This window comes from Mycobacterium sp. (genome assembly GCF_032159565.1).
Classification (GTDB): Bacteria; Actinomycetota; Actinomycetes; order Mycobacteriales; family Mycobacteriaceae; genus Mycobacterium.
This window is the reverse complement of record NZ_JAVHWR010000054.1, coordinates 1-9,007: the sequence shown is the minus strand read 5'-3', so window position 1 is coordinate 9,007 and position 9,007 is coordinate 1. Positions and strand designations below refer to the sequence as shown.

At 66.1% G+C, this 9,007-nt stretch carries 7 protein-coding genes; 3 read left to right on the top strand and 4 right to left on the bottom strand.

Annotated elements, in window-relative coordinates; genetic code table 11:
- From QOC76_RS06945 to QOC76_RS06935, 3 genes are all read left to right on the top strand, one after another.
- The coding region (locus QOC76_RS06945; RefSeq protein ID WP_526355561.1) for a LuxR C-terminal-related transcriptional regulator at window positions 1–1,659 on the top strand (1,659 nt) is incomplete at its 5' end.
- Window positions 1,660–1,759: 100 nt separating this feature from the next.
- Window positions 1,760–2,794: a DUF1214 domain-containing protein gene (locus QOC76_RS06940; RefSeq protein ID WP_526355563.1), complete on the top strand. Its 1,035-nt coding sequence runs from the start codon at window positions 1,760–1,762 to the stop codon at window positions 2,792–2,794.
- Window positions 2,791–3,972, top strand: coding sequence for a sulfotransferase (locus tag QOC76_RS06935; RefSeq protein ID WP_526355559.1), 1,182 nt, complete (start codon window positions 2,791–2,793; stop codon window positions 3,970–3,972). Before QOC76_RS06940 ends, QOC76_RS06935 begins: the two co-directional genes overlap by 4 nt.
- Before the next feature lie 281 nt (window positions 3,973–4,253).
- On the opposite strand, the gene QOC76_RS06930 is transcribed toward QOC76_RS06935, so the two are convergent.
- The 4 genes from QOC76_RS06930 to ispG all read right to left on the bottom strand — a co-directional run bounded on the left by QOC76_RS06930 (window position 4,254) and on the right by ispG (window position 8,984).
- Window positions 4,254–6,071 carry a penicillin-binding transpeptidase domain-containing protein gene (locus QOC76_RS06930; RefSeq protein WP_526355557.1) on the bottom strand — a complete coding sequence of 606 codons (1,818 nt, stop codon included), beginning with the start codon at window positions 6,069–6,071 and terminating at the stop codon, window positions 4,254–4,256.
- Window positions 6,072–6,209: 138 nt separating this feature from the next.
- Window positions 6,210–6,869 carry a GNAT family N-acetyltransferase gene (locus tag QOC76_RS06925; protein ID WP_526355555.1) on the bottom strand — a complete coding sequence of 220 codons (660 nt, stop codon included), beginning with the start codon at window positions 6,867–6,869 and terminating at the stop codon, window positions 6,210–6,212.
- A gap of 36 nt (window positions 6,870–6,905) precedes the next feature.
- Complete coding sequence (locus QOC76_RS06920; protein WP_526355553.1) at window positions 6,906–7,760, bottom strand: GNAT family N-acetyltransferase; 855 nt, start codon at window positions 7,758–7,760, stop codon at window positions 6,906–6,908.
- Between the two features lie 54 nt (window positions 7,761–7,814).
- Window positions 7,815–8,984, bottom strand: a complete 1,170-nt coding sequence (gene ispG / locus QOC76_RS06915) for a flavodoxin-dependent (E)-4-hydroxy-3-methylbut-2-enyl-diphosphate synthase (RefSeq protein WP_526355551.1) — start codon at window positions 8,982–8,984, stop codon at window positions 7,815–7,817.
- Between the last annotated feature and the right edge of the window lie 23 nt (window positions 8,985–9,007).

The following is a 9,007-nucleotide window of genomic DNA, read 5'->3' as shown; positions in this document are numbered from 1 at the left end:
TTGCTCGACGCGCCCGCGCGTACTGATTACCAACATCAAGTCGAGCGGGCCGATGAGGAGATGGACAACCTGCGAAGCGCCTTCGGCTGGAGCATTGAATGCGGCGATATCGCACGCGCGTTGGAGTTGGCATCGTCGCTGCAGCCGCTGTGGCTGTCCCGCGGCCGTATTCAGGAAGGGCTGGCCTGGTTCGAAGCGGTTTTCATCGACGGCGAGCCTCCAACCGACCTCGGGCCCGACGGGCGCGCCCGAGCGCTTGCCGATAGGGCCGTGCTCTACGCCTGGCTGGCCGATTACCACCTGGACGACGCGGAAGATGCTCTCGCCTGCGCCCGCGACCTCGACGATCCGGCGTTGTTGTTACGAGCACTCACCGCTTGCGGGAGCTCAGCCGTCTACGACACCGAGGTGGCTGGACGCTATTTCTCGGAAGCGATCGGAATGGCTCGCAACCTCAGCGACCACTGGAGGTTGTCCCAGATTCTCGGGCAGCAGGCCCAGGTCGCTTTCGTCGCGGGCGATCCCCTCGCAGTGCGTGCAGCCGCAGAAGAAGGACGCGACCTTGCCGATGCGATCGGTGATGGCTTCAATTCGCGGCAATGCCGCTGGCGGCTGGCTGGCGCCTACCTGTTCGAGGGTGATCTCACCCGAGCGATCGCCGAGTACCGCGCAGTAGTGGCGGACGCAGATGCCGATCACGACGTGATGTCGCAAGTCGCTGCGCTCATGATTCTGCCGCATGCGCTCGCCTTCCACGGAGAGGCAGGGGCGGCCAGGCTCGCCGCCGAGTCCGGCATCGAAGCCGCCACAGAACTCGGCGATGTCTATCTCGGAGGGATTTACATCTCGTTGATGACCTCGCACCTGGCCGCCGGTGACATCGCATCGGCATCCGACGCGGCGGATGCAGGTTGGCCCCTTCTCAGCAGCCTGTATGGGACCGCATCCATAAACAGCGCATACATTGCCCAGCTCGACCTCGCGCGCGGGAACCTGGCCGCGGCCCGACGCGGAGCAGACGAGGCCGCCGAGGCAACAGCAGGGTGGATACGAGGTTGGGTGCTGACGATACGCGCGCGGATCGCAATCGAGCAGCGTGAGCCCGAACAGGCAGAGCGTGACGCCTACGAGGCCCTCGCTTGCTTTGCCGACCTCAAGGCCTACCTCGGGGCATCAAACACTTTCGAGATTCTCGCGGACATAGCCGGCAATTCCGGCAGCCACCGCGAAGCGGCCCGACTCTTTGGCGCCGCGGACGGCATTCGCCAGCGAACGGGCGAGATCCGTCTGCCGTTCTATCAACCCGCATACGTCTCGTCGACGAGTGAACTCCGAAATGCCATGGGCGACCAGGACTTCGAGGCGGCGTGGGCAGAGGGCGCCGCCCTGTCGACCAGCGAGGCGATCGCCTATGCGCAGCGCGGGCGCGGTGAGCGCAAGCGGCCGTCGAGCGGCTGGGCGTCGTTGACGCCGGCCGAACTCGACGTCGTGCGCCTCGTCAGCGAGGGGCTCGGCAACAAGGACGTCGCCACCCGCCTGTTCATCTCTCCGCGGACAGTGCAATCTCACCTCACCCGCGTCTACACGAAGCTCGGGCTGTCCTCCCGGGTCCAGCTCGCCCAGGAGGCGGCGCGCCGGTCGACGTCGTCAAATAGCTGATCGCCCCAACAGACAGGCTCTGTACTGATAGTTGTCTCAACGTGACGAACGACGAGGCTTGGGCCCCAAGACACTCGAGGCGTGGGCCTTCGTGCAGAAGATGATCGGCGACATCACGAACATCGTCACCGCGGACGCGGAGAACGAACGCGAGCTTCTCGAGGGTCTGGGCGTCGTCTCCCGCGTCACCGCACTGTGCTCGGAGCTGACGGTGGAAGCCGACCCGGAGCTGCCGTGGTTCTTCGACATGTGCTCCCCCACCCGCCTTGTCGGCGGCCCGAATCCCGACGGCAGGTACCTGCTCGCGATGATTCGCGGCGACCGCGGCTATCGCGTCACCGGAACATGGGGCACCACCGCCTATCTCGGCGTGCAGGTGCTGGCGGGCACCGGCATGACGCCGCGCCGCATGGCGGCGTACGTCAGCGACACCGACATGAAGCTGGACGGCGGCAGGTTGGCGCTGGTCTTCTCGGCGACGGAGCCGTCGCCTGCCGAACTCGAAGCCGCGCAGTGGGTGCCCATACCGGAGGATGCGACGTCGATCGTCGTCCGCGAGTACATCGCCGACGCGCACACCGAGCACCCCGCCACGCTGCACATCGATCCGCTGACCACTCAACAGCCGCCGCAGAAGGTGTCCGATGACGAAGCCGCAGAACAGTTCACCGCGATGGCGTGGACCATCATGAAGCTGACCACCCTGCACCGCACCATCAAGCCCGAGCTGATGCAGCAGCCGAACACCCTCGTCACGTCGGAGGCCGCCAATCTCGGAGAGGCCGACACCACACCGGACAACCTCTATATGCTCGGCACCTTCGCGCTCGGCGACGACGAGTCACTGGTACTCGAGTTCGAACCCCCGGACACCCGCTACTGGAACATCACGCTGGAGAACATCTGGCACGAATGCCTCGAACCGCGTCGCAGGCACAGCTCGGTCACCAACAAGGGTGTCGCCCCCGGTGCCGACGGCGTGGTGCGTGTCGCCGTCGGCGCCAAGAACTCCGGCCACGGTCACTGGTTGGACACCGGCGGGCGGCACCGTGGCTTCGTGGTGTTCCGGTGGCTGGACAACCCGCACCCGCCGAAGGTGTCTGTCGACGTGCGAATCGGTGAGGCGACGCGGTGAGCACAGCCGCCCGGTTCCAGCCGGCTGCATTGATCGACCAGGCATGCCAGTGGGCGGGCTGTGACGACTTCGGCGCGGAGTTCGACGAGAACGAGACCTGGCGCGACGGGCTTGGCCGGCTGTGCGAGGGGTTCGTCGAGGAGGCCCGGCTGAACGATCTCGGCGTGGAGATCGCGGCGTCCGACATCGTGCGCGCTTTGAAGAATCGGCTTCAGCTCGTCAAATGGCGCAAGCTCCATCCTGCGATCGTCGACGAGAGGATCGAGCGGCCCATCTTCATCGTCGGGCAGCCGCGCACCGGCACCACGATCCTGTTCGACCTGCTCGCTCAGGACCCCGAGTTGCGACCGCCGCTGACGTGGGAGGTCGACGCCCCGCTTCCAGTGCCACAGCCCGACACCTACGACACCGACCCGCGCATCGCCGAAACCCAGAGGAGTTTGGAGATGAGCGAGCAGATTATTCCCGGGTTCATGAGCTGGCACCCGATGGGTGCGCAGGTCGGACAGGAGTGTGTGCGGATCACCGCATCGCAGTTCTGCAGCATGATTTTCTCGGTCCAGTACCGACTGCCCGGCTACTACAAGTGGCTGATGTATGAGGCGGACCATCGTCAGGCTTATCGATTCCACCGGATTTTCCTGCAACACTTGCAATCTGGCGTCAAAGGTCAGTGGCTGCTGAAGTCACCGGCACATCTATGGACGCTCGATACGTTGGTGGAGACGTACCCCGACGCGGTGATCGTGCAGACGCACCGAGACCCGTTGAAGGTGATCTCGTCGATCAGTGCGCTGACAAATCACCTGCGCCGCATGGCGTCCGACGAGACAACGGTCGCCGACTGCGCGGTGCAGTCGTGCGAGGAACTCGTGGTCGGGTTGCAGCGCGGGATGACACTGCGCGAATCGCTGCCTCCAGGTCAGGTGATCGACGTGCAGTTCACCCACTTCATGCGCGACCCGTTCGCGACGATCAGGTCGCTGTACGGCCGGCTGGACCGACTGTTGACCCCCATCGCCGAGCAGCGGATGCGAGAGCATCTGGCGGCCAATCCCGGCGACGGCGGCGGCGGCCGCTACAGCTGGGCGGACACGGGACTGGACGCGGAGCAGCTACGCGAGCAGGTCGCCGGCTATCAGCAGCGCTACGGCGTAGCGACCGAACTGCTGGCTTAAGCAGTATTTGCTGAACGCATTGTCACATACCGACCGCGCGGCTGCGACATACTTGCTCACGCGATCGGTCAGTGTTTGCGATCTTGATCTGCCGGGTAGCGCCGATATCCCCCTGAACCGCATCCCACATGCATGTTTGCACGATCTTGAAGGTGGCGTTAATATTTTGCCGCCCCGGGGGGCCGAGGCAGAAAAGCACTCATCGAGGTGAATACATGATCGAGGTAATTGTGGTCGCTACAGGCCCATAAGACGGCCGGTGGGACATTCTGCAAGGGGCGTCAGGCCAAGTAGTCGGGCGGCAGGCTTTCAAGCATCCACTTCAGCATCCGCACCGCATACTCCGAGCTGCCGCCCCCGACGATCAGCGCTGCGAACGCCATGTCGCCGCGGTAGCCGGCGAACCAGGAATGTGATCCGCCCTCGAATTCGGCCTCGCCGGTCTTTCCGCGCACATCGCCCATACCGTTGATGTCCTTGGCGGTGCCGTTGGTGACCACCAGCTGCATCATCGGCCGCAGCCCGTCGAGCATCTTGGGCGTGATCTCGCTGTGGTCGCCGGTTACGGTCGTCTGCCTGCCCTCGATCAATTGCGGCACAGGCGTTTTGCCTGCAGCCACCGTCGCCGCGGCCATGGCCATGCCGAACGGGCTGACCAGCACCTTGCCCTGACCGAAGCCGTCCTCGGTGCGTTCGGCCAGGTTCACCGTCGGCGGCACCGAGCCGGAAACCGTTGAGATACCCTCGATTTGATAATCCGGCCCGATACCGTACTGCGCGGCGGCCTGGGTGAGACCGCGCGGCGGCATCTGGCTGGCCAGCTCGGCGAATGTCGTGTTGCACGAACTCGCGAAGGCCCGCGACATCGGCACCGTGCCGAGGTCGAATCCGCCGTAGTTGGGGATGGTCCTGTCGCCGATGTCGACCGTGCCCGGGCAGCCGAGAAGCGTGTTGGGCGTAGCCATGTCGCGCTCGATCGCCGCGCCCGCGGTGATGATCTTGAAGGTCGACCCCGGCGGATAAAGACCGGTCGTGGCCGTCGGCCCGTCCGCGTCGGCGTCGGGGTTCTGGGCGACGGCAAGGATTTCGCCCGTCGACGGCTTTATTGCCACGATCATCGCCTTCTTGCCACCGATCCCGTTGACCGCGTTCTGCGCGGCGTTCTGCACAGCGCGGTCGAGGCTGATGGTGATCGACGGCGCGGGCGCGCCGGAAACCTCGTTGAGCACGTCGACGTCGACGCCGTTCTGGTTGACGCTGGCCACCCGCCAACCAGCGTGGCCGTCGAGGTCGTCGACAACCGCCTTCTTCACTTCGCCGATGATGGCCGGTGCGAAATTCTCGTCGGTGGGCAGCAATTCGGCCTGCGGGGTGATGACCAGACCGGGCCGCTCTCCGAGGACGGCGGCCACCTGGTCGCGGTCGGATTGGCGCAGGGTGATCAGGCTCAGCGGCCCCGCCGACGAACTCGCCTGTTCGGCGAGGCGCTGCGGATCCAGGGTGTCGTCGAATGGCCGCAGCGCGTCCGTCACCGCGGTTGCGGTGGTCATCAGGTACGCGCCGGCGGCCTTGGCGTCCAGCGCGAAGTGATAGAGGTTGCCGGGCACGAGCACATCGGTGCCGCCGCGCTCGTTGACCGACGCGCGCCGCGGCGAATCGGCGCGCAAGGCGAAGGTCTGGTGCTCACCGAGTTTCGGGTGCAACCCCGTCGCGGTCCAGCGGACCTCCCAGTTGCCTTCGTTGCGCACCATGTTGAGTTGGCCGTCATAGGTCCAGATGCGGTTCTTCGGCAGATGCCAGGTATAGCGATAGGCCACCGTGCCGGTGTCCTCGGCGAACTTCGAGCCAAGCACCTGCGCGTCGAGCGCAGTGGCCTGCAGACCCGCCCACGCCTCGTTGAGCGCGGCCCGCGCGTCCTCGGGACGGTCGGTCAATTGCGACGCGGCGCCGGTGTCGCCCTTGGCCAGCGATGCGAAGAACTTCTCGGCGGCGGGTTGGGGCCCGTTGGGTTTGGGCGTGCAGGCGTTCAGCGACGTGGACACCACCACGATCATCAGCAGGCTCGCCAGACGCGTTGCAGATGAGAAAATTGTTGCCATTGAGGCAAATGTTAAGAAATCGAGACCAAAAAACGACGGAGGCGCGACACGAAATCGGACCTTTGTAGAGAAAGTGCGGAAGAAACGCACGAAAAAGCGGTTTTCGACGCGGCGGCGGACGCTTCAGGTGCCCACAAGTCAGCCAGCCGCGGGCGCGCGCACGACCAGCGGCACTGCGGGGAAATAGGCCGCCATCTCCGACCGCGACTTCCGCAGCGCGGCTGTGCCGTAGCCGTGCTTACGGAACTCCGGGCTGATCCAGATGCGCACGTTCACCTCGCCGTTGGCCAGTTCGCCGAACACCATGCCGACCTTGTCGGCTCCGTCGATCGCCACCAGCCATACCGCCTCTTCGGCGTGCACCCGGCCGACAGCGGCGCGGATCTCGTCATCCAGGTCGCCCGCAGGCGCGCCCGACCCGTCGCCTGCCGCTCGCACATCGTCGGTGCGCGCGGCGAAGATGTCGCGGTCCGCGTCGGCCGAGAACAGACGCAGCGTCAAGCTCTCCCCCGCAGCGGGCTGCCGGTCGCCCATCGTGAAGCTCAGCTCGTGATTGAGGTCGGTGAGCTCGTCGCGGATCCGGCGTCGCGACACTTTGGTCAGCCGGTCGAATGACAGTCGAAGCACCGCTTCGCCGCCGGCTTGCGTCGTGCCCAGCATGGCAGCGATCGCCTCGACCGCTGCGTCGTAATCCTCCGACTCCACGATCACGTCGAGGAGTTCGTGGCGCCGTTCGAGCGCGCGCACCAGCGTGTCGGCGATCTCTCGGCGTTCGGCCTTCTGCGCGTCGTCGGTCATGGCGTGAAGCGTAGTCGGCCGCGCTGCGCGGACAACTCAGTCCAGTAAGACGGTCGCGAAGGTGCCGACCTCGGCGAAGCCGATGCGGTCGTAGGTCGCGCGGGCCACGGTGTTGAAGTCGTTGACGTAGAGGCTGGCGATGCGGCCGCTGCGCACCACCGCAGCGGCGAGGGCGGCCGTGCCCGTCGTGCCGAGGCCGTGTCCGCGCCGGTCGGGATGCACCCACACGCCCTGAATCTGGCCGACGGCGGGTGACTGCGATCCGATCTCGGCCTTGAACACCACCTGACCGCGCTCGAACCGGGCCCACGCACGTCCGGCCGCGATCAGCCCGGCGACCCGCCGCCGATACCCGCGTCCGCCGTCACCGATGCGGGGGTCGATGCCGACCTCGCCGATGAACATGTCGACGGCCGCCACCAGATAGGCGTCGAGGTCCTCTATCCGCACGGGACGCGCGGCGGGGTCGATCGGGCATTGTGGGGCGGTCGCGAGCGCCATCAGGGGTTGCCGATCGCGCACGTCGCGGGCCGGTCCCCAGGCGTGTTCGAGGCGGTGCCACATCGGCAGCACGAGCTCCGCGCGCCCGACGAGCGAGGAACACCGCCTGGCGCCGCTGACCGCCTTGTCGGCGAAGGCGTACAGGTCAGTCGCCTGACCGCGCAACGGGATGAGGTTGGCGCCCGCGTAGCAGAGCGAATCGGTGGCCTGGCCGCGCGACCACAGTTCGCCGCCGATGGCACCGGGGTCGACGCCGTGCTCGGCCACCCGGGAGGCCACCATGCAGGTGCCGACCGGGTCGGCGTCGAGGACCCGCCGGACCGCGGCGACGTCGCGCACGACAGAGACCCGTCGCTCGTCGACGAAGCGGAATAGCGGCGGAGCCGACATCGGGACTCTTTCTGCGGCCTCAGGGCACCATGACCCCGGTCACAGGGGTCATTGTCAGCTTACGGTGACTACCGGCGAACCGCTTGCATCATTCGGACCACGCGCCGATTCTTTTTCGCTGGCGATTCGCATCGCCTCTTCGATCAACGTTTCGACGATCTGGTGTTCCGGCACGGTCTTGATGACTTCGCCCTTGACGAAAATCTGGCCCTTGCCGTTACCCGACGCGACGCCCAGGTCGGCTTCGCGCGCTTCACCCGGGCCGTTGACGACGCAACCCATCACAGCAACGCGCAACGGCACGTCCAGGCCCTCCAGGCCCGCGGTCACCTCGTTGGCCAGCGTGTAGACGTCGACCTGCGCGCGTCCGCACGACGGGCACGACACGATCTCCAGTGAACGGGGCCGCAGATTGAGCGACTCGAGGATCTGGTTGCCGACCTTGACCTCTTCGACGGGCGGCGCAGACAACGACACGCGGATTGTGTCGCCGATGCCCCGCGACAGCAGCGCGCCGAATGCGACAGCGGACTTGATCGTGCCCTGGAATGCCGGGCCGGCTTCGGTGACGCCGAGGTGCAACGGGTAATCGCATTGCGCCGCAAGCTGTTCGTACGCGGCCACCATGATGACCGGGTCGTTGTGCTTGACGCTGATCTTGATATCGCCGAAGCCGTGGTCCTCGAACAGCGACGCCTCCCACAGCGCGGACTCGACGAGGGCCTCCGGCGTGGCCTTGCCATACTTCTCCATGAAGCGCTTGTCCAGCGAGCCTGCGTTGACGCCGATGCGGATCGGAATCCCCGCTGCGCCTGCCGCCTTCGCGACCTCCGCGACCCGCCCGTCGAACTCCTTGATGTTGCCGGGGTTGACCCGCACGGCGGCGCAGCCGGCATCGATCGCGGCGAAGATGTACTTGGGCTGGAAGTGAATGTCGGCGATGACCGGGATTTGAGACTTCTTGGCGATCGCCGAGAGCGCGTCGGCGTCCTCCTGGCGGGGGCACGCCACCCGGACGATGTCGCAACCCGAGGCGGTCAGTTCGGCGATCTGCTGCAGAGTCGCGTTGATGTCGTGGGTCTTCGTGGTGCACATCGACTGCACCGCGATCGGATGGTCGCTGCCGACGCCGACGTCGCGAACCATCAACTGGGGCGTCTTGCGCCGGGGCGCAAGGACGGGCACGGGCGGTGCGGGAATACCCAGCCCGACGGATGTGGTCATGGTCATCTCCTACTGGAACAGTC